This window comes from Streptomyces sp. NPDC001750, from assembly GCF_042892615.1.
Classification (GTDB): domain Bacteria; phylum Actinomycetota; class Actinomycetes; order Streptomycetales; family Streptomycetaceae; genus Streptomyces.
On the sequence record NZ_JBIAUE010000002.1, the window covers coordinates 485,249 to 511,563 of the forward strand.

Here is a 26,315-nt window from a genome sequence, read left to right on the forward strand (position 1 = left end):
CGATTTTCGCGCCCTACCGTGGCCGCATGACTGTTCTTCACTTACGCGATCACGGTGGCGGCTTTGACGGCGGGCCGGTCCTTCTCCTCCTGCACGCCGCCTCGCGCTCCCTCGCCGACTGGGACGCCGTGGTGCCGCACCTCGGCCCCGGTCACCGGGTGCTCGCCGTCGACCTGCCCGGGCACGGCCTCGGCACCACATCGTCGTGGTCGTTCGACGCGGTGCTGGACGACCTGGACGAAACGCTGAACGCCCTGGGGATCGTGGACCCGGTGGTCCCGGTCGGGCACTCGCTGGGCGGGATGGTGGCGGCCTCGTACGCCGTCGAGCGGCCGGGCCGCGTGCCGGGAGCCGTGAACCTGGACGGCTTCTGGTGGGGCACGCCCGCGCAGTACCCGGGGATGGACCCGGACGAGGTGGCGCGTCGGCTGGCCGACATCGGGGCCATGGCGCGGGCCTCCGCGGGGCTGCGGATGCCCGCGGAATACGTGGAGCAGCAGGCCGCGTACAGCGTGGGTCTGGGCATTCCGTACGAGCGGGCCAAGGCGTCGTTCCGCGCGTCCGTGCGCGAACTCCCGGACGGCGGGTGGCAGTTGCTGCCGGAGCGGGAGTGCGCCCTGGAGATGCTGGACGCCATGGACGCCCTTGATCTCTTCGCCCTGTTCCGCCGCGTCCACTGCCCGCTGCTGCTGGTCCGGGCCCTGCACCGGGTACCGGCGACCCCCGGCATGGAGTGGCTGGACGAGATGACGGAGGCGTACGGGCACGGCCTGGCCCGGGACCTGGCGGAGCTGGCGGCCGAACGGGCGGGCGTCACCGTCGAGGGCATCGAGGCGACACACGCGATGCTGCTGGAGGCCCCCGAGCGGGTGGCGGAGCTGGTACGGGGGTTCGTCGCGCGGCTCTGAGCCGGTGAAGGCGGGGGCGGCGGCCCCGGGCGCCCAACGGGCCCGCGCGTTCCGCGGGGGCGGGCGCCGCCCCCGGCCGGCACGCCGGAGGCCCGCCCTCGCTACTCCGCCGGCGTGCTCGACGCGCCGTGCGCCACCGCCTCCTCGACCTCGGCGACCCGGGCGCTCTCCTCCGCCGCGAAGCGTTCCCGGTCCAGTCGCTCGGCAAGTTCCTCGTCCTGGGTCATCAACAGGTCCAGGTTGGTGTCGCCGAGTTCGAGGACGCCCATGTCCACGTACGCCTGCTGGAGCCGTTCGCCCCACAGCCCGATGTCCTTGACGCACGGCACGATCCGGCTGAACAGCAGCCTGCGGAAGAGCTGGAGGAACGGCGAACGCTCGGACAGTTCGTGCGCCTCCTCCTTGCCCATGCCGAAGTTCTCCAGCACCTCGACGCCCCGGAGCCGGTCCCGCATCAGGTAGCAGCCCTCGATGACGAACTCCTCGCGCTCACGGCGCTCGGCATCGCTCAGCTGCTTGTAGTAGTCGCGCAGCGCCATCCGCCCGAAGGCGACGTGGCGGGCCTCGTCCTGCATGACGTAGGCGAGGATCTGCTTGGGCAGCGGCTTGTCCGTGGTGTCGCGGATCATGCCGAACGCGGCCAGGGCGAGTCCTTCGATGAGAACCTGCATGCCGAGGTACGGCATGTCCCAGCGGGAGTCGCGCAGGGTGTCGCCCAGCAGCGCCTGGAGGTTGTCGTTGACCGGGTAGAGCATCCCGATCTTCTCGTGCAGGAACCGGCCGTATATCTCCGCGTGCCGGGCCTCGTCCATGGCCTGGGTCGCGGAGTAGAACTTCGCGTCGAGGTCGGGTACGGACTCCACGATCCTGGCCGCACAGACCATGGCGCCCTGTTCACCGTGGAGGAACTGGCTGAACTGCCAGGAGGCGTAGTGCTTGCGCAGTTCGCCCCGGTCCTTGTCGGTCATCTTCGCCCAGTGCGGCGTGCCGTACAGGGTCAGGGCGTCGTCGGGCGCGCCGAGCGGGTCGAAGGGGTCGACCTCCAGGGACCAGTCGATGCGCTTGTTGCCGTCCCACTGCTTGTCCTTGCCCTTCTGGTAGAGGGCGAGCAGGCGTTCACGGCCGTCGTCGTAGTCCCAGCTGAAGCGGGCGGCGCCGGTGGCGGGCACCTGCCACAGCAGTGCGTCGGGGGCGGTGGTGTACAGGTCGAGCGTCGACATGGACGGCTCCTCACGCCTCGCGTACGTAATCCGTCACGTTCCTTGCCTGTCACATCGGTTGGCAGGTTCACACGCTGATAGACACCGGGTCAACAAGTTGCGCGCAAGGGATTGACGACTTTACTGACAAGCAGTCTCATAAAGAGTGACCGCCGGTAACGCCGACCGGTCACCCCGGCCGCCCCCATCTCCGCCCTCGCCCCGATCCCCCCATTGTCGCCTTCATCCCTCTTGTCGTCCTTGTGAGAGGCACCCCAGCCATGACTCCAGTGACCGAACGTGACGTGCGGCTGCTCCGCGACGCGATCGGCCCGCTCCGGGACCGCGAACAGATCGCCGCGCGCCTGCTCGACTCCTCGGCCAAGCACTCCTTCGATCCGGACAAGGAGCTCGACTGGGGCTCGCCGCCCGAGGCGGGCAAGTGGCACTGGCCGCCCGAGCTCGTCTCGCTCTACGACACCCCGCTGTGGCGGGGGATGTCCGAGGAGCAGCGGCTCGACCTGTCCCGGCACGAGGCGGCGTCGCTGGCCTCGCTCGGCATCTGGTTCGAGATCATCCTCATGCAGCTGCTGGTCCGGCACATCTACGACCGGCCGGTGACCAGCGACCACGTCCGCTACGCGCTCACCGAGATAGCCGACGAGTGCCGGCACTCGATGATGTTCGGCCGCATGATCAAGTGGAGCGGGGCGCCCGACTACCCCGTACCACGCGTCTATCACAACCTCGCGCGGGTGCTGAAGACCGTCTCCACCACGCCCGGCTCGTTCGCGGCGACCCTGCTCGGCGAGGAGATCCTCGACTGGATGCAGCGCCTGACGTTCCCGGACGAGCGCGTCCAGCCGCTGGTGCGCGGCGTGACCCGGATCCACGTGGTCGAGGAGGCGCGGCACGTCCGGTACGCGCGCGAGGAACTGCGCCGCCAGATGGTGACCGCCCCGCGCTGGGAACGCGAACTGACCCGGCTCAGCTGCGGCGAGGCGGCCCGTGTCTTCTCCGTCTGCTTCGTCAACCCGCAGGTGTACGAGAACGTCGGCCTGGACCGCCGCGAGGCCGTCGCGCAGGTGAAGGCGAGCCGCCACCGGGCGCAGGTCATGCAGAACGGCGCGAAGCGGCTGACGGACTTCTTCGACGACATCGGGGTGCTGAACGGGCTGGGACGCAGGCTGTGGCGGAGCTCCGGCCTGCTGGCCTGAACGGGGACGGACCCGGCGGGGCCCCTCCGGGTCCATCGACCCGGACCCGGGACGAAGGACCCGGGGCCCACACCGGTCCGGTCACCGGGACCGGTCACCGGGGTCGGTCGCGGATCGGGCGCCCGGATCCGGTCGCGGTCGCATCGCTCGCGGTCGGGTCGCTCGCGGCCGGTCCCCGTGCGGCAGGGCTCGCTTACGGCCTCGTCCACGATTGTCAGCGGCGTCGCGGTGTCCGGGACCTCCGCCTCCGGCGTTGTCGTCAGTCACCGACGCTCCTTCCCCGAGCTCTCAGCTGCTTTCGAGCAGGGGAGACCCATCCGACTCACTCCTCCGCCTTGGATTCGAAGGCCCCAGACGCCGCTCCTTCCTCCACTGCCAATCGTGGACGAGGTCGTTAGGCTTCCTCGTATGACCTCTGCCGCCCCGCCGAATCGCGCGTACCGAAGGCTCAGCGTCGAGGAACGCCGCTCCCAGCTCCTCGCCGCGGCGCTCACCCTGTTCGCCCACCGGGCGCCCGACGAGGTGTCGCTCGACGAGGTCGCGGAGGTCGCGGGGGTCTCCCGCCCGCTGGTGTACCGCTACTTCCCGGGCGGACGGCAGCAGTTGTACGAGGCGGCGCTGCGGTCCGCCGCCGAGGAACTGATCCTGTGCTTCAACGAGCCGCCCGCGGGCCCGCCCACGGTACGAGTGCTGCGGGTACTGGACCGGTATCTGGCCTTCGTGGACGAGCACGACACCGGGTTCAGCGCGCTGCTGCGGGGCGGCAGCGTCGTGGAGACGTCCCGTACGACGGCGATCGTGGACGAGGTGCGGCGGGCGGCGGCCGAACAGATCCTGCTGCACCTGGGCCGGGGCGACGAGGGCCCGGGGGCCGGGCCCCGGCTGCGGATGATGGTGCGCACCTGGATCGCCGCCGTCGAGGCGGCGTCCTTGATCTGGCTGGACGAGGGCAAGCGGCCCGCCGCGTCCGAGCTGCGCGACTGGCTGGTGGACCAGCTGATCGGGATGCTGGCCACGACGGCGGCGACGGATCCGGAGGCCGCGGCGGCGGTGGCGGCGCTCCTGTCGCTGGAGGACGGGGCGGGCCCGGCCGGGCGGCTCGCACAGCGGTTGCTCCCGGTCGTCGGCGGGGCGGCCCACCTGCTGCCCGAGCGCTGACCGGCCGCTCCCGGCGCATCGAGGGTTCCCGGGGGTCTGCCGGCCGTTCCCGGAACGTCGGGGCGTGGAGGCATCGGGGCGTCGGCGGCACCGCGGCGTCCCGGGAGCCGGCCGGTGGGTGAGACTGGGGATGTGCGAAGCGAGAACACACCCTTCACCGGCGGCCCGCTGGACGGGCGGGTCCTGCCCGTCCTGGTCGGCCCGACCGGTCATCCCCCCAAGTGGTACGAGGTCCCGGTGCCGGACGCCGACGGGGGTCCCGCCACCGTGCACGCGTACCGCAGGGCGCCGGCCGGTCATACCAAGCGGCTGGGGATCCAACGCGGCTGGGTGTACGAGTACGTCCTCGAGGGACGGACGCGGCACAGCCCCAAGTGGCCTTGGTCGAAGCCGAACTGAGGCGGAGGTCCCAGACGCCGCGACGCCGCTGCCCATCGTGGGCGAGGTCGTAAGATCGACGCTCTGGTGCCGGGCACGGTCAGCGGTCAGCGGTCAGCAAGGGGGTGCGCCATGGAGGCGCTGCGTCAGGACGATCCACGTCGCATCGGACCGTACGCCTTGCTGGCGCGGCTCCGGGAGACCGCGAGCGCCGTGCAGTACCTCGCGCACGGGACGCCCCCCGGTGGTTCCGGGCCGGCCGCGAACGGCACGGAACCGGCCGTCGTGGTCACCGCCGCCCGCCCCGAACTCGCCGTACTGCCCGCCTTCCGGCGCCGGTTCCAGGCGGAGGCCCGTACAGCGGCCCTGCTGGCCGCGGACGGGAACGGGGAACGGCCGGGGCCCGGCTCCCCCGTCGACGGCACGGACGGCGAACTGCCCTGGACGGCCGCCCCCTACGTGCCCGCCCTGACGCTCGCCGACGCCATCGAGGTCTCGGGCCCGCTCCCCGAACAGGCCGTACGGATACTCGGGGCGGGCCTCGCCGAGACCCTCTCCCGGGTCCACGCCACCGGGGCCGTGCTCCAGGGGCTGGCTCCCCGGACGGTGCTGCTGGCGGAGGACGGCCCCCGGCTCACGGCGTTCGGCCCGCTGGGCGCCGCGGCCGCCGCCGAGGCCCGGCCCGGCGGGCAGTTGTCGGTACGGCTCGGCTACCTCACCCCCGAGCAGGTCGAGGGCGAGGAACCCGGCCCCGCTTCCGACCTCTTCGTGCTCGGCCTGCTGCTGGCGTACGCGGCGACCGGCACGACCCCGCTCGCCGACGGCCCGGCCGCCGAGGGCGCCGAACGCATCGCCCGCACGGATCCCGAACTCGGCGCGGTACCCGAGGAGTTGCGCGGCCCGATCGCCCGCTGTCTGGCGAAGGACCCCGCCGACCGGCCCGACGCGGGGGCGGTGGCCTCCGAACTGGCCCCACAGGGATCGGCAGACCTGACGAAGGACGGCTGGCTGCCGGAGCGTCTGGCGGCTGCTGTGAAGCAACAGTCGCTTCGGGTACGGGAGTTGAGCGCGACCGGTCACCTGCCGGAATCTCCGGCCGCCGAACCGACTCCGCAGGCCGCCCCCGGCTCCGCTCCTGCCTCTGCCCCCGCCGCGGAATCCCCTGTCGCCGCGGACACCGGTACCACGCAGCTCGGGAACATCGCGCGCCGCGTGCCGACGACCGACCAGGCCACCACCCAGCTGTCCGTCCCGCAGGAACTCACCGGCGCCCCCGCGTCGCCCGCGCCCCCCTCCCCCGCGCCGACGCCCGCACCGGCCGCCGCGCCCGCGCCGCCCCTTCCGGCGGCACCCGTTCCGTCGGCGCCGCTCCCGCTCGCGGCCCCCGCGGCATCCCCCGCCTCTCCCGCCTCCGCCGTCCCGTCCGCCTCTCCCGCCCGGCCCGGCGTCGACCGGCGCGGCCTGTTCATCGGGCTCGCGGCCGGTGTCGCGGGGCTGGCGGTCGGTGGCGGCGGGGCGTTCGCGCTGGCGTCCGACGACGGAGCGACGGACGATCCCAAGCCCGCACCGAGCCGGGCCGTCGTGGCGGGGCTTCCGCCGCGCCCGCGTTGGGTGTACCGGCATCCGGCGGCCGAGCCGTCCCCGCTCGCCGCCGCCCTCTGGAACGACCGGCTGCTGGTGCTGACCGACGAGAACGGGGCGACCGCTGTCGACCTGCGCACCGGGCGCCGCCTCTGGGCGAGCCCGGAGGCGGCCGAGGGCCACACCGTGCTGCCGGCCGGGAAGGACCTCTGCTTCGTCGCCGCCCCGGGGGAGTTCCTGTGGCTGTCCGCGAAGGACGGCAAGGTCGTGCACCGGGAGGCCCACGCGGAACGGGTCCCCGGCGCTCCGGACCTCGCGGTCGCGGGGGTCGTGGGCGCGTCCGGGCCCGTGGTCTGGTTCACCGGCTCGCACAAGGTCACCGTCAAGGCCCCGCCCCCGAAGAAGGGCAAGAAGCGCGGCAAGGACCGTCAGGTCGTCAACTCCTACCTGTTCGCCCACGACGTCGTGCGCCGCGCGGAGCTGTGGCGGACCCCGGTGCCGACCGGGCGCGGCCCCGCCGCCCCCGCCTACCGGGTGATCGCGGTCCGGGAGAACGACGTCGTCGTACGCCAGACCCCGGCCACGCTCACCCCCGCCGACGTCGGGGCGGCCAAGGGCAAGGCAATCTTCCGGAGCTTCGACCGGAAGACCGGTAAACAACTGTGGGCCAGGGCGATCGGCGCGGTCGCACCGGCCGGCGCGGCATCGGGCGACGAGCAGGGGCTGCTGTACGCGGCGGTCGGCGACGGCCTCCAGGCGTTCGAGACGCCCACGGGCAAGCCGAAGTGGACGCTGAACGGCACCAGCGGCGCCCCGTACGGCACCCCGGTCGTCAGCGGCACGCTGCTGCACACCAGCAACCTCGGCCAGGAGGTGAGCGCGGTCGAACGGGCGACGGGCCGGCTCCGCTGGCGTCGCTCGACGGAGGCCGTCCCCGGCAGCGCCGCACCCGCGGTGACGGTCAGCACGACCGGCAGGACGCTGCTGGCCTCGGACGTCTCCCAGGTCACCGCCTTCGCCGCGCAGGACGGACGGCGGCTGTGGAAGTTCCAGGACATCGGGGCCCAGGAGCCGGACGGTCCGACGATCACCGCCCCGTACCGCGTGCTGGCCACCGACGGCACCGCGATCGTCCAACGGGACCGGGTCTTCTACGCCTTCCCCGTCGCCTGAAGCCCGCGACCGAAGGGGTCCACCGGGAGGCCCGCGGCGTGCCGACGCGTCGGCACGCACCAGCCGCCCTCCGGGTGAACCGGCATGCCGCCACACCGCACGGGTCCTTGCATTCCCTCGGCATCGAGTAACCGTATTGACCGTTGCGCCCACTTACGGGGTGGTTTCGTGCTGCACCCGTGCCCGGAGGTGATGTCGTGTCAGGCGGATTCCCGCGTGCGATGTGCACCGCGTTCCTCTCCACGCTCGTCGTGGCCTGGTCCGCGACCGCGGCCCAGGCGACCCCGGGGCCCCTGGCGGGCAGCGCGGAGAGGCCGCCCGGCGACCCCAGGACGCCGGTTCCGGCATCGGCGTCCGTACCGGCACCAGCACCGGGACCGGGCCGGGGCGGTGCCGCGCAGCTCCTCACCCAGTTGCAGAAGCTGTACCAGCAGGCCGAGGAGGCCACCGAGGCGTACAACGGCACCGCCGCGGAGCTGAAGAAGCGCGCGGCGCAGGCGAAGAGGCTCGACGCCTCCCTCGCCACCGCGCGGGCCGCCCTGGCCCGGAGCCGCGAGGAGGCGGGGCAGCTGGCCCGGGAGCAGTACCAGGGCCGGTCCGACCTCTCCTCGTACGTGCGGCTGCTGCTGTCCCGCGACCCCGAGCACTTCCTGGACCAGGAGCACATGGTCCGGCGTATGGCGGCCGGACGGGCGGCGACGGTGCGGCGGCTCACGGCGGCCGAGAAGCGCGCCGACGGGCTCGCGGCCGAATCCCGCAAGGTGCTGGACCGGCAGAAGGTCCTGACCGCGCAGCGGAAGAAACAGCGGGACACCGTGCGCTCCCGCCTCGAAGCCGTCCAGAAGAAGCTGGCCACGCTGTCGGCCGCACGGCTCACCGAACTGTCCCGGCTGGAGCGGGAGGGCACGGCGAGGGCCCAGGACGCCCTGGTCGCGTCCAGGGCGCTGCCCGCCGCCGGAGCACCTTCCTCGGCGGGCGGCGAGGCGGTGCGGTACGCGATCGAGCAGGTCGGCAAGCCGTACGTGTGGGGCGCCGAGGGCCCCGACTCGTTCGACTGCTCCGGTCTCACCTCGTGGGCGTGGGCGAGGGCGGGCCGGCCCATCCCCCGGACCTCGCAGGAACAGTGGCGGCAGCTGGCCAGGGTGCCGCTGAAGGCGCTGCGCCCGGGCGACCTGGTGATCTACTTCCCGAAGGCCACTCATGTGGCGCTGTACATCGGCAAGGGCCTGGTGGTGCAGGCCCCCCGGCCCGGCACACGGGTGAAGGTGTCGCCGGTGGCGTCCAATCCGCTGCTGGGTGCCGTACGGCCGGACCCGGGCAGCGCGCCGCTGGCCGCGTACGCGCCCCCGCCGCTCCCCCGGGGCGCGACCGCGGGCTCGGACACCGGCTACGGCTCGTCCTCCGCACCTGCTGAATAGGCCCCGGCGCAAACGGCACGGCCCGTAGGCGGCCCGGGCCGGGCGCCGTCGGTGATCCGACGGACGCCCGGCCCGGACCGTCGTGGTCAGACCACCGACGCGGTGCCCGCCACCTCGGCCAGGTAGGCGTTGGTCTTCTCCGGGTCGAAGAAGAAGTTCTCGAAGTCCGCCGGGTTGTTGAAGCCGTTGGCGAACCGGTTGGCGATCGCCTGGAACCGGTTGCCCGCGCCGAGCAGGTTCAGCACGTGCTCCGGCGGGACGCCGAGCATCGCGTTGGTCCACTTCACGACGTGCTGCGCGGTCTCCCAGTAGCGGTCGAACGTGGCCTGCATCCAGGTCTCGTCGAACGGCCGGTCGCCGTGCTCAAGGATCGAGTCCAGGTACGAGTTGGCGCACTTGGAGGCCGAGTTGGAGCCCTGGCCGGTGATCGGGTCGTTGGCGACGACGACGTCCGCGACGCCGAGCACCAGGCCGCCGCCGGGCAGCCGGCCGATCGGGTTGCGGACGGTCGGGGCGTAGCGGCCGGCCAACGTGCCGTTCGCGTCGGTCAGTTCGACCTTGGTGGCGCGGGCGTACTCCCACGGCAGGTACCGCTCCATGAGCTCCAGCGTCTTGGCGAGGTGCTCGGAGGGGTCCTTGATGCCCTGGAACACGTCGATCGGACCGCCGGGGACGCCCTCCCAGAAGAGGATGTCGGCACGGCCGGACGTGGTCAGGGTCGGCATCACGAAGAGTTCGCCGACGCCGGGGACCAGGTTGCAGCGGACCGCGTCGAACTCGGGGTGCTCGGGGCGCGGGCCCATGCCGTGGACGTAGGCGACGGACAGGGCGCGCTGCGGGGCGTCGAACGGGGAGCGCGAGGCGTCCCGGGCGAACATGGAGACCAGCTCGCCCTTGCCGGCCGAGACCAGCACCAGGTCGTAGGTGCGGGAGAAGTAGTCCAGGTCGGAGACGGCCGCGCCGTGGATGACGAGCTGACCGCCGCGCTGGGCGAACGTCTCCATCCAGCCGGCCATCTTCACGCGCTGGTCGACGGACTGGGCGAAGCCGTCCAGCTTGCCGACCCAGTCGACGGCGCGCGAGGAGTCGGGGGCGGCGACCGAGAGCCCGAGGCCCTCGATGCGCGGGGCCTGCGACTCCCAGAAGTTGAGCTGGTAGTCGCGCTCGTACTGGAGCGCCGTGTGGAACATGCACTGCGTCGACATGACCCGGCCGGAGCGGATCTCGTCGGCGGTGCGGTTGGACATCAGGGTGACTTCATATCCCTTGGACTGCAGTCCGAGGGCGAGCTGGAGGCCGGACTGCCCGGCCCCGACTATGAGTATTCTCCGCATCGCGGTTCTCCGATGTTCTGCGTGACTGTCGCACGGAAGGACCGGCCGGGGCGGCCGGCCGTCCCGTCAGGGGGTGGCGTCCAGGGCGTGACCGACGAGGGCGAGCAGCGACTCGACGACGGTGATCCTGTTACGCGCGTCCATGATCACAACAGGCACGTGCGGAGGGATGGTCAGGGCCTCCCGGACGTCCTCCGCCTCGAACTCCGTTGTTCCCTCGAAGTGGTTGACAGCGACGATGTACGGCAGGCCGCAGCTCTCGAAGTAGTCGAGCGCGGGGAAGCAGTCGGCGAGGCGGCGGGTGTCGGCGAGCACGACCGCGCCGATCGCCCCGCGCACCAGGTCGTCCCACATGAACCAGAAGCGCTGCTGGCCCGGGGTACCGAAGACGTACAGCACGAGGTCGTCGGCAAGCGTGATGCGGCCGAAGTCCATCGCGACGGTCGTCGTGAGCTTGTCGGGCGTCGCGGTGAGGTCGTCGGTGTCCTCACTGGCCTGGGTCATCATCGCTTCGGTCTTCAGCGGGGTGATCTCGGAGACCGACCCCACGAAGGTGGTCTTGCCCACGCCGAAACCGCCCGCGACCACGATCTTGGTGGCGATGGGTGCCCGGGTGTGGTCCAACTGCCAGGACTGCAGCGATTCCTCTGCCTGGTCCACGGCGCCCGGCCGGCGCGGGGCGAAGAGCGACGTCTCAGAGACGACGGAGTCCATCGAGCACCCTTTCGAGCAGTGCGCGGTCGGGCTGCCCGGCGCCGTGGCCGGTCCCGTACACGCGGATCTTTCCCTGGTCGGCCAGGTCGCTGAGCAGGACCCGGACCACGCCGAGCGGCATCTTCAGCAGGGCGGAGATCTCCGCGACCGTACGCATCCGGCGGCAGAGCTCGACGATGGCCTGGAGCTCCGGCATCAGACGGGGCTGCTTGCCGTTGGTCAGCTCGCGGCGCTCCTCGGGTGCTTCGAGCGCGGCCACGAAGGTCTCGACGAGCAGGACGTGGCCGAAGCGGGTGCGTCCGCCGGTGAGCGAGTACGGGCGGACCCGCGCGGACCTTCGGTCGGACCCGCGGACCGGGAGCCTGCGGGCGGGTTCAGCGGCGGACGTCACTGGGTGCTCTCCATCGATTTGCGCAGCTCACTGCGGAGTTCGGGGGTGAGTACGTGTCCGGCTCGGCCGACGAACAGCGCCATGTGATAGGCGATGACGCTCATGTCGCAGTCCGGGGTGGCGTGCACACCGAGCAGCGAGCCGTCGCTGATCGACATGACGAAGACGCTGCCCTCGTCCATGGCGACCATGGTCTGCTTGACCCCGCCACCGTCCATCAGCTTCGCGGCGCCCTGGGTGAGACTGCCGATACCGGAGACGATGGTGGCCAGGTCGGCGCTGGACCCCTTGGGCCCGTCCTGCCGACCGGTCGCCCGGGCGTTCAGATGGCCGGGGTCGGAGGAGAGCAGCATGAGCCCGTCGGACGACACGACGGTGACCGAGTGGACCCCTGGCACCTCCTCCACCAGATTGCTCAGCAGCCAGTGAAGGTTCCGGGCCTCGGTGCTCAGCCCGAATGTGCTGGGCGCAGTCAACTGCGTGCCTCCTCGACTGTGTCCCCCGTCTCATCGGTTCGGTCGTTGGTACGGTCGGCCGGCCCGCTGTGGTCGGTGTGCGGGGTGCGCCCGGCGGGTACTGCGGTCCCGGGGAACGAACCGGTCGCCGGGGCCGTGGCGAGTTCCGCCTCGACGTCGCGGCGGCCGTCCTTGGCGCCTTGGTGGAAGCCGCCGAGCCGACGGCGCAGCGCGTCCTTGTCCAGGCTGCCCTTGCGCTCGGTGGTCTGCGCCGTGCTGGGCTTGACGACCCTCGGGGTGCGCTTGGGCAGCCCCTTGTCCGTGATGGTCTCCTGATGCGGCTGCTCCGGCCGGCGGGGGGCCGGCACGGTCTCGGCGGCGGGTGCCGGTGCGGGCGCCGCGTGCGGCTCGGGGGTGCCCGTCGGGGCGTACGGCTCGGGGGCTCCGTCGGCGGTGCGCTCGTGCCGGTCGGGCCCGATGGCGTATGCGTCCGCGTCCGCGGCGGCCGGAGCGGGGGCGGGGGCGGCACCTGTGGCGTACGGGTCGGCACCGACGCCGTACGGGTCGGTGACGGTGAGATACGGGTCGGGCGCCGTGGTCGCGGGGGCGTCCGTGGCCTCCGGGGCCGCCGGGAGCCGGACCTGCATCGTGATCTCGGACTCGGCCTCGACCGCCCCGGCGGCCGGGGCGGAAGCGGGCGCGGGATCCTGCGGGCCGGGGACGGCGGGGGCCTCCGGGGCCGGGGTGTGGTCCGCGGACCGGTCGGCGGTGTGGTCCGTGCCGCGTTCGGCGGTGTGACCGATGGCGTGGTCGAGGTCGGGCGCGGGTTCGGCCGCGGCTCCGGACGCGCGGATGGCGCGCTCGGCGGCGGCGATCAGCGGGTCGTCGCCCGACCCACCGGGCGTGGTGCGTCCGGGCAGCGCGTTGGAATTGGCCTCGGCGACCGATCCGGGCAGGTTGAGCCCGGGGCCGTCCCCGGCGACCTTCACCGGGGGCGGCGTGGCGACCGGCGGCGCCTTCGGCAGCAGGGACGTGGGCAGCACGACGACCGCGGTGATCCCGCTGCCCGTGTGGTCGCGCAGCTGGACCCGTACGCCGTGGCGCGCGGCCAGCAGGGCGGTGACGTGGAGGCCGAGCCCCGCGTCGGGCATCCCCTTGTCGTCCCGCCCCGTCGAGTCGAACAGGGCGGGGTCGGCGAGCCGGGTGTTGAGGTCGGCCATCCGCTCGGGGGACATCCCGATGCCCTCGTCCTGGACGGAGAGCATCACCTCACCGGTCTCCAGCAGCCAGCCGGAGAGCTGGACCTGGGAGTCCGGGGGCGAGAACGAGGTCGCGTTCTCCAGGAGTTCGGCGACGAGGTGGCTGAGGTCGTCGGCGGCGAAGCCGGCGATCTGCGCGTGCGGCGGCAGGGACTGGATGGTGACCCGTTCGTACCGCTCGATCTCGGAGACGGCGGCGCGCGCCACGTCCACCAGCGGGATCGGGTTCGCGTGCCCGTGCCCGTGCTCGGCGCCCGCGAGAACCAGCATGTTCTCGCTGTGCCGTCGCATGACCGTGGCCATGTGGTCGAGCTTGAAGAGGGTGGACAGCCGCTCCGGGTCCTGCTCCCGCTCCTCCAGGCTCTCGATGACACCGAGCTGACGCTCGACGAGACCGAGCGTGCGCAGCGAGAGGTTGACGAACGTGTGGTCGACGGTGTCCCGCAGCCGCTCCAGCTGGGCGGTCAGATCCGCGGTGAGGACCTGGAGTTCGGCGCGCTGGCGGGTGAGCGCCTCGCGTCCGGCGATCAGTTCGGACCGTTCGGCCTGGAGGCTCTCGACCCGGCCGTCATGCTCGCCGTGCAGGGCCCGGAGCCTGCCGTGGAGGGTGTTGACGGACTGTACGACCTGGGCGAACTCGTCGTTGCGGCCCTTGTAGCGGATGGGCTCGGCGGTGGCGGGCTCGGCCGCGAGGCGGGCGGCTCCGATCCGCAGGACGGCGAGCGGCTGGGTGAGGGTGCGGGCCACGGCCGTCGAGACACCGACCGCGATCAGCAGACAGCCGCCGAGCAGCGCGATCCTCAGTTCGAGCGCGGTGACGTCGTCGTCACGGAGCTGTTCGAGGCGCCGGACCTGTTCGGTGCCGAGAGCCGACTCGACGCCACGCATCCGGTCGACCCGGGCGGACAGCGCCTCCTCGACCTTCTTGGCGCTGGTCCCCTGCTCGGACTCGGACAGCTCGGGCCGGTCGGTGAGGGAGTCGAGGTACTTCTCCGCCTTGGAGACCTCGGGCCCGGTCACGGTGGTGGACAGCTTGTCGCGGGTGGCGGAGCCCGCGCTCTGGTCGAAGTCGGCGAGCGAGGCGAGTTCGGCGACCCGGGCCTGCTGGGCGGCGGCGCTCAGTGCGTCACGGGTGCGGTCGTCCTTGCCACCGGCCCCGCCCTGGCCCTGCACGGGCAGGCCGGTGACGGGGTCGATCTGCGGGGCCGCGTCCGCCCGGGGCACGGAGAGGGCGGCGACCAGCAGCCCGCGGGTGGCGGACGCCTGCTCGGTGGCCCGGCCGAGAGCGAGCGGGGCGCGGGTGGCGCCGGCGGCGCGCGGCGGAATCTTCTCCGTGAGTTCGGCGGCCACGCCGTGGAGCCTGGCGATGATCTCGGAGTACGCCTGGTGGGCCTCCAGCGCCGTGCCCTTGCCACCGAGCACGTCGCGGCGCAGGGACGGAATGGTGGCGAGGTCGCGGCGCAGCGCGGCGGGGGCGGCCGACCTGATCTCGTCCACCTGCCGGTCGACACGGGCGCCGGAGTCGCCCTTCTTCCCCCCGGACTTCCCGTCACGGCCGGCCGCGATGCGGGCGACGGCGTCGTCGCGTTCGTCCGCGAGGGCGTGCGCGAGCGCGATCGACTGCTGGTTCAACTCGGCGAGGGTGACCAGCCGCTGCGACTCGTTCAGATCGGCGGAGACGCCGAGGATCGCCGGGGCGCCCGCGGCGATGACGGTGACTCCGACGACCGCGACACCGGCGACCAGCCGGCTGCGCACACGCACGGCTCGTCGGGTGCTCGCACTCTCGGCGGGCGCCGGGGGCGTCACCCCGGAACCGCTGTTCTTGCCGCCCTTGCTCCGAGGCCGCTTCTTCTGCACCGGTGCTCGCAATCTTGACTCGTCCGCCCTTGAAGCAGAGGTGACGCGCGGTCACGTGTGAGCGAGCGCCCCGACCCCTGGTACGGCTTCCGACCATTCCAGTGCTTTTGAGAAGGGGGCGCGCATCAACCGCTCCGCCACCCGAACGAGTGAACATCACTCCAGAGTTGACGAACAAGTCTCCCCCGGAAGCCCCCCGGCCACACCTGGTCCGTCGGCTGGAACTTCGGTCCAGGCTTTGGCAGGATGCCCGCCCGCACGCGGCACGGAGCCTCCGCTTCCGCTCGGCGCACGCCCCTGACCTGCTGGTATAGGCCAATTTCGGCCATGTGCAGGGGCCGTGAAGACGTCGTGCAGACTGACCGCATGCGCATCGAACTCGCCACCGCCGCCGGTTGCGCCGACCGCCCGAACGAGGACTGGGCCGCCACCGCCCTGCCCGCCTCCGGCCAGGGCGGAACACTGGTTCTGCTCGACGGGGTGACCCCGCCGCCGGGCGATGACGGCTGCGTTCACTCCGTCCCCTGGTTCACCGCTCGACTGGGCGGCTCACTGCTCGAACTGTCCGGTTCGCGCCGGGATCTGAGCCTCCAGGAGATCCTGACCGAGTCCATTCGGCGCACTGCCGAGGCCCACGGCCCTCCGTGTGACCTTTCTCACGTACGGACGCCACAGGCGACGGTCGCCATGGCGCGCTGGGGCGAACAGGAGATCGAGCACTTGGTGCTCTCCGATTCCGTGCTGCTGTTCGGTATGTCCGACGGGACCGTACGCCCTCTTGTCGACGACCGCCTGGATCGGCTACCGCCGGGCTCGCTGGCCGACGCGGCGACCGTGGACGCACGGTTGCGGAACAAGGAGGGCGGCTTCTTCACCGCCGCGGCCGACCCCTCGGTGGCGGCCCGCGCGATCACCGGGCGCACCCCGCTCGCCGACGTACGGACGGTGGCGGCACTGACCGACGGCGCGACCCGCTGGACCGAGACGTTCCACGAGGGCGACTGGGCGGACTGCCTCGCGGTGCTCCGCGAGGAGGGACCGGAGGCACTGATCGGCCGGGTCAGGGCACTGGAGGACGCGGACACGGATCGCGTGCATCTGCGCCGCGCCAAGAAGCACGACGACGCGACGGCGGTCTGCGTGACGCTGTGACGGCATGCCGTGCGGGACGGGGCGGGACCAGGCGGGGCGGGACGGGGCGAGAACGCGCCGGGCGCACACACCCCACGTATCGCGTCACGCCCCATGCCCGCCCGCACCCGCCGTCCGGCCCCGGCCACGCACGGCAGAGCACCGACGACACACGGGCAGAGGCCGCGGCGACACACGAACAGGGCGCAGACCGGGGTGACAAGCGACGGGGCGCAGGCCAGGGGCGGCACGTGAGCGGGGCGCAGACCGGGCGCGGCCCGGCTCAGTCCTCGGCGCGGGCGTTCAAGTGGTGCAGCAGTCGGGCCAATTCGGCGACCTCGTCCCGGTCCCAGTCGGCGAGCTTGCGCACATAGCGGTCACGGCGGGCGTCGCGGACACTGCGGTAGCGGGCCAGCCCCTCGTCGGTGAGGTGGACGAGGGAGGCCCGCCCGTCGGCCGGATCGGGCTCGCGCGCCACCAGTCCGAGGCTCTCCAGGGCGCGCAGTTGACGGCTCACGGTCGCCTTGCCGACGCCGAAGTAGGCCGCGAGGTCGGTGGCCCGCTGCCGCCCGGCGGACTCCAGCCGTACGAGCAGGCCGTAGGCGGCGGGCTCCAGTTCGGGATGGACCTCGCGCGCCATCTCGCCGGAGTTGGCGCGCGCCCGGCGCAGGAAGACGGCCAACTCCCGCTCCAGAGCGAGGAATGCGTGGTCCACACCACTTTCGCTGGTCGCGCCGCGTTCGCCACCGCTTTCGCTCCCGTGCACGTCAACACCCCTCATGAGCTTTTCCAACGCTGAAAGTTTCTTCCGCCGCCGGTCATCACCGCAGCTCGACCAGTATTTCGCAGGCCTAGACCACCGGCGGCGCCCAGGCCCTCTTCCGAAGCACGGGTCTACGTGCGTAGCGTCACGTCTGGCATGTTCACACCATGACATGCCGACAGGGGGTGCGCCCGGCTCCCCCTGGATCAGCACGTCCCCCCACCAACGCCTCGGAGGCAGTCACATGCCGGTGCTCAGATCCGGATCCGGAACATCCCGCCGCTCGCGCTTCGCCGCCGCGGGAACCCTGCTCGCAGCCCTTTCCCTCCTTCTCACCCTGCCCGGCGCGGCGAGCGCCACGGGCTCCCCCGACGCCGCCGCCCGCAAGCCCGCCCGCGGCACGGCCACGATGGGCATGGGCGTCGTCGCCCACGACGGCCAGGGCGGACTGCCCCGCGACACGCGCGCCGTGCAGACCGAAGGCGTGGACGTCAGCGGCCATCAGGGCAACGTCGACTGGGGCACGCTCTGGAACAGCGGCGTGAAGTGGGCCTACGTCAAGGCCACCGAGGGCACGTACTACACGAACCCGTACTTCGCGCAGCAGTACAACGGCTCGTACAACATCGGCATGATCCGGGGCTCCTACCACTTCGCCACCCCGAACACGACGAGCGGAGCCACGCAGGCCAACTACTTCGTGGACCACGGAGGCGGCTGGTCGCGGGACGGCAAGACGCTGCCCGGCGTGCTCGACATCGAGTGGAACCCGTACGGCGACCAGTGCTACGGGAAGAGCCAGTCGGCCATGGTGTCCTGGATCCGCGACTTCGTGAACACGTACAAGGCGCGCACCGGACGCGACGCGGTCATCTACACCGCGACCAGTTGGTGGACGACCTGCACCGGCAACAACGCGAGCTTCGGCGCCACCAACCCGCTGTGGGTGGCGCGCTACAACAGCACGGTCGGTGAACTCCCGGCCGGCTGGGGCTTCTACACGATGTGGCAGTACACCTCGTCCGGCCCGTACGTGGGCGACCACGACCGCTTCAACGGCGCCTACGACCGTCTGCAGGCCCTCGCGAACGGCTGACCCGGGCCCCACGCCGCGAGCGAGACCCCACCGCGAGCCGCCGAGACCGCGACCGGCGCGACCCATCGAGCCGCTGAGCCGCGCCCGCCGCACCCGTCCGGCGCGCCCGCACACCGCACCGTTCCACCCGGCCGAGCCCCTGGTGACCACCCGTCACCGGGGGCTCCGCCCTTTCCCGCTCCCCACTGCCCCCACCTCCCCAGCCTGTATACATACCGTGTATACACCATATGTATAGTCCGTTCCGCCGCGCATCGCGTGCCCGGCCGAGCTACGGAGGAGTGACCCGCCTTGTTCTTGAAGACGAAGTCGACCGGTACGACGTTGGCCGCCGCCCTTGTGACGGCACTCACCCTGACGCTGGCCGGTTGCTCCTCGGACACCACCGCGCCCTCGGACGCGCGCGCCGACGCGGGCTCCGACGCCAAGGGCACCTTCGGTCCGGTGGACTGCCGCAAGGCGAAATGCATAGCCCTGACCTTCGACGCGGGGCCGGGCAAGGACACGCCGCGCCTGCTCGACATCCTCAAGGAGAAGAAGGTGCGCGCGACCTTCTTCCTGCTGGGCAAGAACCACGTCAGGAAGTACCCGGACACCGTGCGCAGGCTCGCCGCCGAGGGCCACGAGGTGGCCAACCACACCTGGACGCACGGCATCCTGACGGAGCAGAAGCCGGCCGCCATACGGACCGAGCTGGAGAAGACCCAGGACGCCATAGCGGAGATCACCGGGAAGAAGCCGCGCCTGATGCGCCCGCCGCAGGGCCGCACCGACGAGACCGTCGCGGAGATCAGCAAGGAACTGGGGCTGGCCCAGGTGCTGTGGAGCGCCACCGCCAAGGACTACTCGACGACGGATTCGGCGCTGATCGAGAAGCGCATCCTGGACCAGGCGAGCAAGGACGGCATCATCCTGCTGCACGACATCTACGACGGAACGGTGCCCGCCGTGCCGGGCATCGTCGACACGCTGAAGGAGCGGGGCTACACCTTCGTCACCGTCCCCCAGCTGATGGCCCCCGCCGAGCCCGTCCCGGGGACGGTCTACCGCCCCTGACGAGGAGCGGGTACCCCGAGTCCCGCCCCCGGGGCGCGCGGAACGGCCCGCCCACCCGTCGTGGCGGGGAGGCGGGCCGTCCGTACCGGTCGCGTGCGTGGCGCCACGTCCGTCACGCCGTGGCGGCTACGCCGCGGCCGGGATCCTCTCCCCGGGCCTGGCGGCCGAGGCGGGCGCGAGGGCGATCTCCAGCACCTGGCGGACGTCCGTCACGGGGTGGACCTCCAGGGTGTCCAGGACCTCGGCCGGGACGTCGTCCAGGTCGGCCTCGTTCCGCTTGGGGATCACCACGGTGGTGATCCCGGCCCGGTGCGCGGCCAGCAGCTTCTGCTTCAGGCCGCCGATCGGCAGCACCCGCCCGGTCAGCGAGACCTCGCCGGTCATCGCCACGTCCGTGCGGACCAGCCGCCCGGAGAGCAGCGAGGCCAGGGCCGTGGTCATCGTGATGCCCGCGCTCGGACCGTCCTTGGGGACCGCGCCCGCCGGGAAGTGGATGTGCACGCCGCGGTCCTTGAGGTCCGCGACCGGCAGTTCCAGTTCCGCGCCGTGCGACCGCAGGAAGCTCAGCGCGATCTGCGCGGACTCCTTCATCACGTCGCCGAGCTGCCCGGTGAGGGTCAGCCCGGACGCCCCGGTCTCCGGGTCCGCCAGCGACGCCTCGACGAACAGCACGTCCCCGCCGGCCCCGGTCACCGCGAGTCCGGTGGCCACGCCCGGCACGGCGGTGCGGCGCTCGGCCGGGTCCTGGGCGGACTCGGGCACATGGTGCGGGCGTCCGATCAGTCCGCGCAGATCCGCTTCGATGATGGTGAACGGCAGCTCACGGTCGCCCAGTTCGTGCTGGGCGGCGACCTTGCGCAGCAGCCGGGCGACGGCGCGTTCCAGGTTCCGTACGCCCGCCTCGCGGGTGTACTCGCCGGCCAGCGCGCGCAGCGCGGACTCGTCGAGCGTCACCTCGTCCGCCTTCAGACCGGCCCGCTCCAGCTGGCGCGGGAGCAGGTGGTCGCGGGCGATGACGACCTTCTCGTCCTCGGTGTAGCCGTCGAGCCTGACCAGCTCCATGCGGTCGAGCAGGGCCTCCGGTACGGCTTCGAGGACGTTGGCCGTGGCGAGGAAGACGACGTCGCTCAGGTCGAGTTCCACCTCCAGGTAGTGGTCGCGGAAGGTGTGGTTCTGCGCCGGGTCGAGGACTTCGAGGAGGGCGGCGGCCGGGTCGCCCCGGAAGTCGGAGCCGACCTTGTCGATCTCGTCGAGCAGGACGACCGGGTTCATCGAACCGGCCTCCTTGATCGCGCGGACGATCCGGCCCGGCAGCGCGCCGACGTAGGTGCGCCGGTGGCCGCGGATCTCCGCCTCGTCCCGCACACCGCCGAGCGCGACGCGGACGAACCTGCGGCCCATGGCGTGCGCGACGGACTCGCCGAGCGAGGTCTTGCCCACGCCCGGCGGCCCCACCAGCGCCAGCACGGCACCGCCGCGCCGCCCGCCGACGACGCCGAGACCGCGGTCGGAGCGCCGCTTGCGGACCGCCAGGTACTCGATGATCCGTTCCTTCACGTCCTGGAGGCCCGCGTGCTCCGCGTCCAGGACCTGCTGGGCTCCGCGGATGTCGTAGGCGTCCTCGGTGCGCTCGGTCCACGGCAGTTCGAGGACCGTGTCGAGCCAGGTGCGGATCCAGGAGCCCTCGGGGCTCTGGTCGGAGGCGCGCTCCAGCTTGTCGACCTCCTTGAGCGCCGCCTCGCGGACGTGCTCGGGAAGGTCGGCGGCCTCGACGCGCGCCCGGTAGTCGTCGGACTCGTCCTCCGGGTCGCCGCCCAGCTCGGCCAGCTCCTTGCGTACGGCGTCGAGCTGGCGCCGCAGCAGGAATTCGCGCTGCTGCTTGTCGACGCCCTCCTGGACGTCCTTGGCGATGGACTCGGCGACGTCCTGTTCGGCGAGGTGTTCGCGGAGCCACTCGATGGCGAGCCTCAGCCGGGCGACCGGGTCCGCGGTCTCCAGGAGCCGTACCTTCTGGGCGGTGGTGAGGAAGGGCGAGTAGCCGGAGTTGTCGGCGAGCGCGGAGAGGTCCTCGATCTGCTGGATCCGGTCCACGACCTGCCAGGCGCCGCGCTTCCTCAGCCAGCTCGTGGCGAGCGCCTTGTACTCCTTGACCAGCTCCGCGGCGATTCCGGGAGCGGTGCCTCCCCGGCCGGGCTCGTACGAGGGCGAGGAAGGATCGGGGGCGGTCTCGTCGACCCGTGTCCCCTCCACCCAGAGCGCGGCACCCGGCCCGCTGGTCCCGGCCCCGATCCGCACCCGGCCCCGGCCGCGGATGAGCGCGCCCGGATCCCCGTCCGACAGCCGCCCCACCTGCTCGACCGTGCCGATGACACCGGTGCCGGTGTACGTCCCGTCGATCCGGGGCACCAGCAGCACCTCGGGCTTGCCGCCGCTCTCGCGGGCCGCGGCCTGAGCGGCCTCCACGGCGGCCCGCACATCGGCATCGGACAGCTCCAGAGGCACCACCATCCCGGGCAGCACGACCTCGTCGTCGAGCGGCAGCACGGGAAGGACGAGCGGAGTGACCGCGTTGGACTCGGTAGCCATGATCTCCCCTTCAGCAGTCAAGTTGAGCTATGCAGACTCAATGCTTCTGAGTCCGGCATTGTTCCGCGAGCCCTGTTCGCCGTGAGCGATCAGACGGAAGCCGTCCGCCACGGCCGCGCCGTCCGTCCGGGCCGCCGCTGGCACCGCGCTCGACAGCCGCCCTTCGCGACCTGAGAGGATCCCGGAACCACACGGATACGCAGGGGGAAGCATGGCTGTTCTGGTACTGGTCGGGATCCTGGCGCTCGCCGTCGGCGGATGCGTCTGCGTCGTGTGGGCCGCCCGTGGCGGACCGCGCTGGACCCGCGGCGTGGCACACGTGACGCTCGCCGCGGGCGAGCTGGTGCGCCGCTCCCAGAAGAACGGACACGGAGGCGGGGGCCGGGGCGGCGACGACGACGGCTGAGCGGCGGTCGGGACTCCGGATCGCGCCTCCCGCACGCTCGTCCCGACTGCCCCGTGACCGTGCGCCTTCCGCGCACTCAGCCCGGACTTCCGCCCCCGCGCCCGGCCCTGCGCAGGAGCGGCCGGCAGGCCACGCCCAGCAGCAGCGCCAGCGGGTGCCCCCAGTCGGCCAGGGGGTCGGCGAGCCGGAGGAGATCGTTCAGCAGTATCGCGCCGACCCCGCCGAGCACCAGCGCCCGCAGCCACGGCGTGAGCAGCCCGGCGAGTGCGCCGACGCTCGCCATCAGCCCGAAGCTGATGCCGTAGTCGAGCCGGTGCAGCGAGGACCTCGGCAGGTGTCCGGCCACCACGGACAGGCCGACCGGAATCTCCGTGGCGAGCGTCGCCACGACATGGCCGAGCAGGAACACCCCGGCGGTGCGCCACCCGCCGATGCGGCGTTCCAGGGCGGTCAGTACGAGGGCGAAGCCGAAGACGTACGGGGAGGCGAACCCGTCCACGACCCACAGGGCGCTGGCGCCCAGCACGAGCAGCGGGGTCCGGGCGAGGTGCGCGACGTCCGTGCTCGACGCGCTCAGCACCTCGTCGACGGTGCGCGGATCGGCGTACGTCATGAGGAGGGACGTGGCGGCCAGCACCAGCAGGTACCCGAAGGTGAAAGGGGTGCCGGTGGGGGTCGGCAGCAGGCACGCCCACCGGGCCCGGCTCGGCGCGGACGCGACGGCCGCCGACGAACCCGGGAAGGAGGAGGCAGTCATGGCCGCGGGGGCGGTGACGGCGGCACGGACGGGCACACGGTCCGCCGGTTCCTCGGTACGGCGCTGGCGCGGTATGCCGTCGCCCCGCGGCGCCGCTCCCCGCCCCTCTCCGCGGCCAGGCTCGTCGCCCCGTGCGCCGCGCCATTCTTCGTCCCGCGCGCCGCGTGCGGCCCTTCTCCGTTCCGCCCCCCGAGACGACGCCGGCAACGTCCCACCCTCCGCGATCGCCCCGTACCGTCATGGCCCGGCCGCGGACAGGCGTCGCGCCCGGCCCGGCCCGCGGACAACCGGAACACATCCCTCCGACCTGCCCGACAGTGCACGCTACCCCGGACCGGCACGGCGACACCCCGGACACGGGACCGGAGGCCGGTTGGCCGCGGACCGTGCCGACCGGCCAGGATGGCGGGGACCCCGTCCGTCCGCCATCGGAGATCCGTACCATGCCCGACAGCATCGGCCCCGACGCCCACGCCCCCGTCACGCTCGACCGCCGCGAAGGCCCGTACGGCGAGGTGGTACTGCGAGGACGTGGGGACGACTTCGAGATCATCGCCAACGGGTGCTTCCTCATGGACACCTCCGACGGGCGCTCCGAGCGGCTGCTGATCGACGCGGCGCTGGCCGCGCTGCCCGACGACCGCCCGGACCCGGCGGTGCTCATCGGCGGGCTCGGTGTCGGCTTCTCGCTCGTCCGGGCCGCCGCCGAACCCCGGTGGGGACGGATCGCCGTCGTCGAGCGGGAGCAGGCGATCGTGGACTGGCACCTGAAGGGTCCGCTGGCCCGGATCTCCGGCGCGGCGCTCGCCGATCCGCGCACCGAGATCCTTACGCGGGACCTCGTCGCATACCTGCGGACGGCTACGGACCGTTATGACGCGCTGTGCCTGGACATCGACAACGGGCCGGACTGGACGGTCACCGAGGACAACACGAGCCTGTACTCCCCCGCCGGTCTGGCGGACTGCCGGGAGCGGCTGACACCGGGCGGGGTTCTCGCGGTGTGGTCCGCCCAGCCGTCCGCCGACTTCGAACAGGCCCTGCGGAATGCCGGATTCAGCGGCGTACGTACGGAAGAGGTCCGCGTTGCCCGAGGTGTTCCCGACGTGGTGCATCTCGCGATCCGGACCGCCTGAGGAAGCCCACCGGCCCCGCTCGCCCCCGGACACCCGGGGGCCAAGCGTCACAAGGCCGACACTCCGCCACTCCGCCGCGCCTCGGCTGTTACACCCTGCGTAGCCGAGAACAGCCCGCTGCCCTTACGCTGCTGAACGGTGACGGGATCACCCATGAAATCCACAAGCAAAGACCGCGCGTCCGGGGGAATGGCCCCCCTGAGGACGGGCAGGGGCGGGGCGATGGAACAGACACACACCACCCACAACGGCGTCGCGGCCACCCCGGGCGCTCAGCGCCGGGTGCTGGTGGTCGAGGACGACGCCACGATCGTCGAAGCCATTTCCGCCCGGCTGCGGGCCGAGGGCTTTCTGGTGCAGACGGCACTCGACGGGCCCGCGGCCGTGGACGCGGCCGAGGCGTGGCAGCCCGATCTGATGGTCCTCGACATCATGCTCCCCGGCTTCGACGGCCTGGAGGTCTGCCGCCGGGTGCAGGCCCAGCGGCCGGTGCCGGTGCTGATGCTGACCGCCAGGGACGACGAGACCGACATGCTGGTCGGGCTGGGCGTCGGCGCCGACGACTACATGACCAAGCCGTTCTCGATGCGCGAGCTCGCGGCCCGGGTGCACGTCCTGCTGCGCCGGGTCGAGCGGGCGGCGCTGGCCGCGGTCACGCCGCGCAGCGGCATCCTGCGGCTGGGCGAGCTGGAGATCGACCACGCGCAGCGCCGGGTCCGGGTGCGCGCCGAGGACGTCCATCTCACGCCGACCGAGTTCGACCTGCTGGTCTGCCTGGCGAACACGCCGCGGGCCGTGCTCTCCCGCGAGCAGCTGCTGGCCGAGGTCTGGGACTGGGCGGACGCCTCCGGCACCCGTACCGTCGACAGCCACATCAAGGCGCTGCGCCGGAAGATCGGCGCGGAGCGGATCCGTACCGTGCACGGTGTCGGCTACGCGCTGGAGACCCCGGTCCCATGACCCGGCCCGGTTCGACCCGGTCCGGATCGGCCCGGCCCGGCACCTCCCGGCCCGGTTCCGGACTGCGCCCCTTCTCGATCAAGGCCAAGCTGGGCACGCTCGTGGTGGTCTCGGTGTTCATCACCACCGGGCTGCTGATGGTGGCGCTGCGGACCAGGACCGAGCTGCGGTTCATCACGGTGTTCTCGGTGATCGCGACCCTGTTGATCACGCAGTTCGTGGCGCACGGCCTGACGGCGCCGCTGGACGAGATGACGACCGTGGCCCGGTCGATCTCGCACGGCGACTACACCAGGCGGGTGAGCGGCGCCGACCGGCGCGACGAGCTCGGCGACCTGGCCCAGACGATCAACCGCATGGCGGACGACCTGGAGGCCGTGGACCGGCACCGCAAGGAGCTGGTGGCGAACGTGTCGCACGAGCTGCGCACGCCGATCGCGGCATTGCGGGCGGTGCTGGAGAACGTCGTGGACGGGGTGTCCTCGGCCGATCCGGAGACGATGCGGACGGCCCTGAAGCAGACCGAGCGGCTCGGCAGGCTGGTGGAGACACTGCTGGACCTGTCCCGGCTGGACAACGGGGTGGTGACGCTGAAGGCGAGCCGCTTCGAGGTGTGGCCGTACCTGTCGGGGGTGCTGAAGGAGGCGAACAGCTTCGCCGCCGCGCACCGCCGTCTGTCCTCCGGTTCGGGGAACCACAGCCGCAAGGACGTGGCCCTGGCGCTGGACGTGTCGCCGCCCGAGCTGACCGCGTACGCGGACACGGAACGGCTGCACCAGGTGGTGGCCAATCTGATCGACAACGCTGTCAAGCACAGCCCGCCGCACGGCCGGGTCCAGGTACTGGCCCGGCGCGGGGACGGGCCGGAGTCCCTGCACCTGGAGGTGCTGGACGAGGGACCGGGCATTCCGGAGTCGGAGCGGTACCGCGTCTTCGAGCGTTTCAACCGCGGCGAGGTGTCCTCCCCGCACGGTCCCGGCAGCGACGGCGGTACGGGGCTGGGCCTGGCGATCGCCCGCTGGGCGGTGGATCTGCACGGCGGACGCATCGGCGTGGCCGAATCCGCTCGCGGTTGCCGCATCCGCGTCACTCTTCCGGGGGTATCGCAACCGCGAGGTTGACATAGAGTTCGAACCGGAAGGGCACGTTCTGCGTGCTCGCTTTCAGGGGTACGGTCCAGGGGGGCCGTAGCCGCGGCCCCGCGTACCCGTAGTGCAGCGGAACCAGGCTTGTTTCCCGCCAATCCCTGTGCCGAAACCCGCCTTTCGATGTGACTTGCGCGACGAAGGGCGGCCCGGCCTGCATGGAACGGCCCGGGAGGCGTAGCCTTGATTTCCGCTGTCCATCACCTTGTGAAGCGGAAGAGGGCGGTTGCCGCC

At 72.3% G+C, this 26,315-nt stretch carries 22 protein-coding genes; 13 read left to right on the top strand and 9 right to left on the bottom strand.

What is annotated here, in order from left to right:
- The first annotated feature begins 26 nt into the window (after positions 1-26).
- On the top strand, positions 27-908 hold the full coding sequence (locus tag ACFYY6_RS05455; protein WP_389191765.1) for an alpha/beta fold hydrolase: 882 nt from the start codon (positions 27-29) through the stop codon (positions 906-908).
- A gap of 101 nt (positions 909-1,009) precedes the next feature.
- On the opposite strand, the gene ACFYY6_RS05460 is transcribed toward ACFYY6_RS05455, so the two are convergent.
- The gene (locus tag ACFYY6_RS05460; RefSeq protein ID WP_389191768.1) at positions 1,010-2,128 is read right to left on the bottom strand and encodes a ferritin-like domain-containing protein; all 1,119 of its coding nucleotides are present in this window, start codon (positions 2,126-2,128) and stop codon (positions 1,010-1,012) included.
- Between the two features lie 260 nt (positions 2,129-2,388).
- Between ACFYY6_RS05460 and ACFYY6_RS05465 the strand changes: the two genes are divergently transcribed.
- The 5 genes from ACFYY6_RS05465 to ACFYY6_RS05485 all read left to right on the top strand — a co-directional run bounded on the left by ACFYY6_RS05465 (position 2,389) and on the right by ACFYY6_RS05485 (position 9,032).
- The gene (locus ACFYY6_RS05465) at positions 2,389-3,324 is read left to right on the top strand and encodes a diiron oxygenase (protein ID WP_351628941.1); all 936 of its coding nucleotides are present in this window, start codon (positions 2,389-2,391) and stop codon (positions 3,322-3,324) included.
- A 408-nt stretch (positions 3,325-3,732) separates the two neighbouring features.
- Positions 3,733-4,482, top strand: a complete 750-nt coding sequence (locus ACFYY6_RS05470; protein WP_389191771.1) for a TetR/AcrR family transcriptional regulator — start codon at positions 3,733-3,735, stop codon at positions 4,480-4,482.
- Positions 4,483-4,614: 132 nt separating this feature from the next.
- Positions 4,615-4,881 carry a hypothetical protein gene (locus tag ACFYY6_RS05475; RefSeq protein ID WP_351524919.1) on the top strand — a complete coding sequence of 89 codons (267 nt, stop codon included), beginning with the start codon at positions 4,615-4,617 and terminating at the stop codon, positions 4,879-4,881.
- A gap of 111 nt (positions 4,882-4,992) precedes the next feature.
- The gene (locus ACFYY6_RS05480) at positions 4,993-7,614 is read left to right on the top strand and encodes a PQQ-binding-like beta-propeller repeat protein (protein WP_389191774.1); all 2,622 of its coding nucleotides are present in this window, start codon (positions 4,993-4,995) and stop codon (positions 7,612-7,614) included.
- 197 nt (positions 7,615-7,811) lie between these two features.
- Positions 7,812-9,032, top strand: a complete 1,221-nt coding sequence (locus tag ACFYY6_RS05485) for a C40 family peptidase (protein WP_389191777.1) — start codon at positions 7,812-7,814, stop codon at positions 9,030-9,032.
- Positions 9,033-9,118: 86 nt separating this feature from the next.
- On the opposite strand, the gene ACFYY6_RS05490 is transcribed toward ACFYY6_RS05485, so the two are convergent.
- From ACFYY6_RS05490 to ACFYY6_RS05510, 5 genes are all read right to left on the bottom strand, one after another.
- Positions 9,119-10,366, bottom strand: coding sequence for a styrene monooxygenase/indole monooxygenase family protein (locus ACFYY6_RS05490; RefSeq protein WP_351628931.1), 1,248 nt, complete (start codon positions 10,364-10,366; stop codon positions 9,119-9,121).
- A gap of 66 nt (positions 10,367-10,432) precedes the next feature.
- Complete coding sequence (locus tag ACFYY6_RS05495; protein WP_351520786.1) at positions 10,433-11,080, bottom strand: ATP/GTP-binding protein; 648 nt, start codon at positions 11,078-11,080, stop codon at positions 10,433-10,435.
- Complete coding sequence (locus tag ACFYY6_RS05500; protein WP_351520787.1) at positions 11,061-11,471, bottom strand: DUF742 domain-containing protein; 411 nt, start codon at positions 11,469-11,471, stop codon at positions 11,061-11,063. Before ACFYY6_RS05500 ends, ACFYY6_RS05495 begins: the two co-directional genes overlap by 20 nt.
- Positions 11,468-11,947, bottom strand: coding sequence for a roadblock/LC7 domain-containing protein (locus tag ACFYY6_RS05505; RefSeq protein ID WP_073781928.1), 480 nt, complete (start codon positions 11,945-11,947; stop codon positions 11,468-11,470). The genes ACFYY6_RS05500 and ACFYY6_RS05505 overlap by 4 nt, the downstream gene beginning before the upstream one ends.
- Positions 11,944-15,045, bottom strand: coding sequence for a nitrate- and nitrite sensing domain-containing protein (locus ACFYY6_RS05510; protein ID WP_389191780.1), 3,102 nt, complete (start codon positions 15,043-15,045; stop codon positions 11,944-11,946). Before ACFYY6_RS05510 ends, ACFYY6_RS05505 begins: the two co-directional genes overlap by 4 nt.
- A gap of 366 nt (positions 15,046-15,411) precedes the next feature.
- Here ACFYY6_RS05510 and ACFYY6_RS05515 point away from each other — a divergent pair, with 366 nt between their 5' ends.
- Positions 15,412-16,197 carry a hypothetical protein gene (locus ACFYY6_RS05515; RefSeq protein WP_351520790.1) on the top strand — a complete coding sequence of 262 codons (786 nt, stop codon included), beginning with the start codon at positions 15,412-15,414 and terminating at the stop codon, positions 16,195-16,197.
- 262 nt (positions 16,198-16,459) lie between these two features.
- Here the strand turns inward: ACFYY6_RS05515 and ACFYY6_RS05520 are convergent, their stop codons facing one another.
- Positions 16,460-16,957, bottom strand: a complete 498-nt coding sequence (locus ACFYY6_RS05520) for a MarR family winged helix-turn-helix transcriptional regulator (protein WP_386609179.1) — start codon at positions 16,955-16,957, stop codon at positions 16,460-16,462.
- 226 nt (positions 16,958-17,183) lie between these two features.
- On the opposite strand from ACFYY6_RS05520, the gene ACFYY6_RS05525 reads away from it, so the two are divergent.
- Positions 17,184-18,035 carry a lysozyme gene (locus tag ACFYY6_RS05525; protein WP_351520793.1) on the top strand — a complete coding sequence of 284 codons (852 nt, stop codon included), beginning with the start codon at positions 17,184-17,186 and terminating at the stop codon, positions 18,033-18,035.
- Between the two features lie 291 nt (positions 18,036-18,326).
- Positions 18,327-19,091, top strand: a complete 765-nt coding sequence (locus ACFYY6_RS05530) for a polysaccharide deacetylase family protein (protein WP_388648183.1) — start codon at positions 18,327-18,329, stop codon at positions 19,089-19,091.
- A gap of 126 nt (positions 19,092-19,217) precedes the next feature.
- On the opposite strand, the gene lon is transcribed toward ACFYY6_RS05530, so the two are convergent.
- Positions 19,218-21,677, bottom strand: coding sequence for an endopeptidase La (gene lon / locus ACFYY6_RS05535; protein WP_351520797.1), 2,460 nt, complete (start codon positions 21,675-21,677; stop codon positions 19,218-19,220).
- Positions 21,678-21,888: 211 nt separating this feature from the next.
- On the opposite strand from lon, the gene ACFYY6_RS05540 reads away from it, so the two are divergent.
- Positions 21,889-22,083, top strand: a complete 195-nt coding sequence (locus ACFYY6_RS05540; RefSeq protein ID WP_351520798.1) for a hypothetical protein — start codon at positions 21,889-21,891, stop codon at positions 22,081-22,083.
- A gap of 76 nt (positions 22,084-22,159) precedes the next feature.
- On the opposite strand, the gene ACFYY6_RS05545 is transcribed toward ACFYY6_RS05540, so the two are convergent.
- Complete coding sequence (locus ACFYY6_RS05545) at positions 22,160-22,876, bottom strand: rhomboid-like protein (RefSeq protein WP_386609180.1); 717 nt, start codon at positions 22,874-22,876, stop codon at positions 22,160-22,162.
- A gap of 407 nt (positions 22,877-23,283) precedes the next feature.
- On the opposite strand from ACFYY6_RS05545, the gene ACFYY6_RS05550 reads away from it, so the two are divergent.
- The 3 genes from ACFYY6_RS05550 to ACFYY6_RS05560 all read left to right on the top strand — a co-directional run bounded on the left by ACFYY6_RS05550 (position 23,284) and on the right by ACFYY6_RS05560 (position 26,057).
- Positions 23,284-23,976: a spermidine synthase gene (locus tag ACFYY6_RS05550; protein WP_351520801.1), complete on the top strand. Its 693-nt coding sequence runs from the start codon at positions 23,284-23,286 to the stop codon at positions 23,974-23,976.
- Between the two features lie 222 nt (positions 23,977-24,198).
- Positions 24,199-24,936 (top strand): response regulator transcription factor, encoded by a 738-nt coding sequence (locus ACFYY6_RS05555; protein ID WP_073781918.1) that lies wholly within the window; start codon positions 24,199-24,201, stop codon positions 24,934-24,936.
- On the top strand, positions 24,933-26,057 hold the full coding sequence (locus ACFYY6_RS05560; RefSeq protein ID WP_351520803.1) for an ATP-binding protein: 1,125 nt from the start codon (positions 24,933-24,935) through the stop codon (positions 26,055-26,057). Before ACFYY6_RS05555 ends, ACFYY6_RS05560 begins: the two co-directional genes overlap by 4 nt.
- Positions 26,058-26,315: the final 258 nt, after the last annotated feature.

Bases quoted from the DNA above. Each gene is read 5' to 3' on its own strand.
- ACFYY6_RS05455 (WP_389191765.1), top strand. From the start codon at position 27: ATGACTGTTCTTCACTTACGCGATCACGGTGGCGGCTTTGACGGCGGG.
- ACFYY6_RS05460 (WP_389191768.1), bottom strand. From the start codon at position 2,128: ATGTCGACGCTCGACCTGTACACCACCGCCCCCGACGCACTGCTGTGG.
- ACFYY6_RS05465 (WP_351628941.1), top strand. From the start codon at position 2,389: ATGACTCCAGTGACCGAACGTGACGTGCGGCTGCTCCGCGACGCGATC.
- ACFYY6_RS05470 (WP_389191771.1), top strand. From the start codon at position 3,733: ATGACCTCTGCCGCCCCGCCGAATCGCGCGTACCGAAGGCTCAGCGTC.
- ACFYY6_RS05480 (WP_389191774.1), top strand. From the start codon at position 4,993: ATGGAGGCGCTGCGTCAGGACGATCCACGTCGCATCGGACCGTACGCC.
- ACFYY6_RS05490 (WP_351628931.1), bottom strand. From the start codon at position 10,366: ATGCGGAGAATACTCATAGTCGGGGCCGGGCAGTCCGGCCTCCAGCTC.
- ACFYY6_RS05495 (WP_351520786.1), bottom strand. From the start codon at position 11,080: ATGGACTCCGTCGTCTCTGAGACGTCGCTCTTCGCCCCGCGCCGGCCG.
- ACFYY6_RS05515 (WP_351520790.1), top strand. From the start codon at position 15,412: ATGCGCATCGAACTCGCCACCGCCGCCGGTTGCGCCGACCGCCCGAAC.
- ACFYY6_RS05520 (WP_386609179.1), bottom strand. From the start codon at position 16,957: ATGAGGGGTGTTGACGTGCACGGGAGCGAAAGCGGTGGCGAACGCGGC.
- ACFYY6_RS05525 (WP_351520793.1), top strand. From the start codon at position 17,184: ATGCCGGTGCTCAGATCCGGATCCGGAACATCCCGCCGCTCGCGCTTC.
- lon (WP_351520797.1), bottom strand. From the start codon at position 21,677: ATGGCTACCGAGTCCAACGCGGTCACTCCGCTCGTCCTTCCCGTGCTG.
- ACFYY6_RS05540 (WP_351520798.1), top strand. From the start codon at position 21,889: ATGGCTGTTCTGGTACTGGTCGGGATCCTGGCGCTCGCCGTCGGCGGA.
- ACFYY6_RS05550 (WP_351520801.1), top strand. From the start codon at position 23,284: ATGCCCGACAGCATCGGCCCCGACGCCCACGCCCCCGTCACGCTCGAC.
- ACFYY6_RS05555 (WP_073781918.1), top strand. From the start codon at position 24,199: ATGGAACAGACACACACCACCCACAACGGCGTCGCGGCCACCCCGGGC.
- ACFYY6_RS05560 (WP_351520803.1), top strand. From the start codon at position 24,933: ATGACCCGGCCCGGTTCGACCCGGTCCGGATCGGCCCGGCCCGGCACC.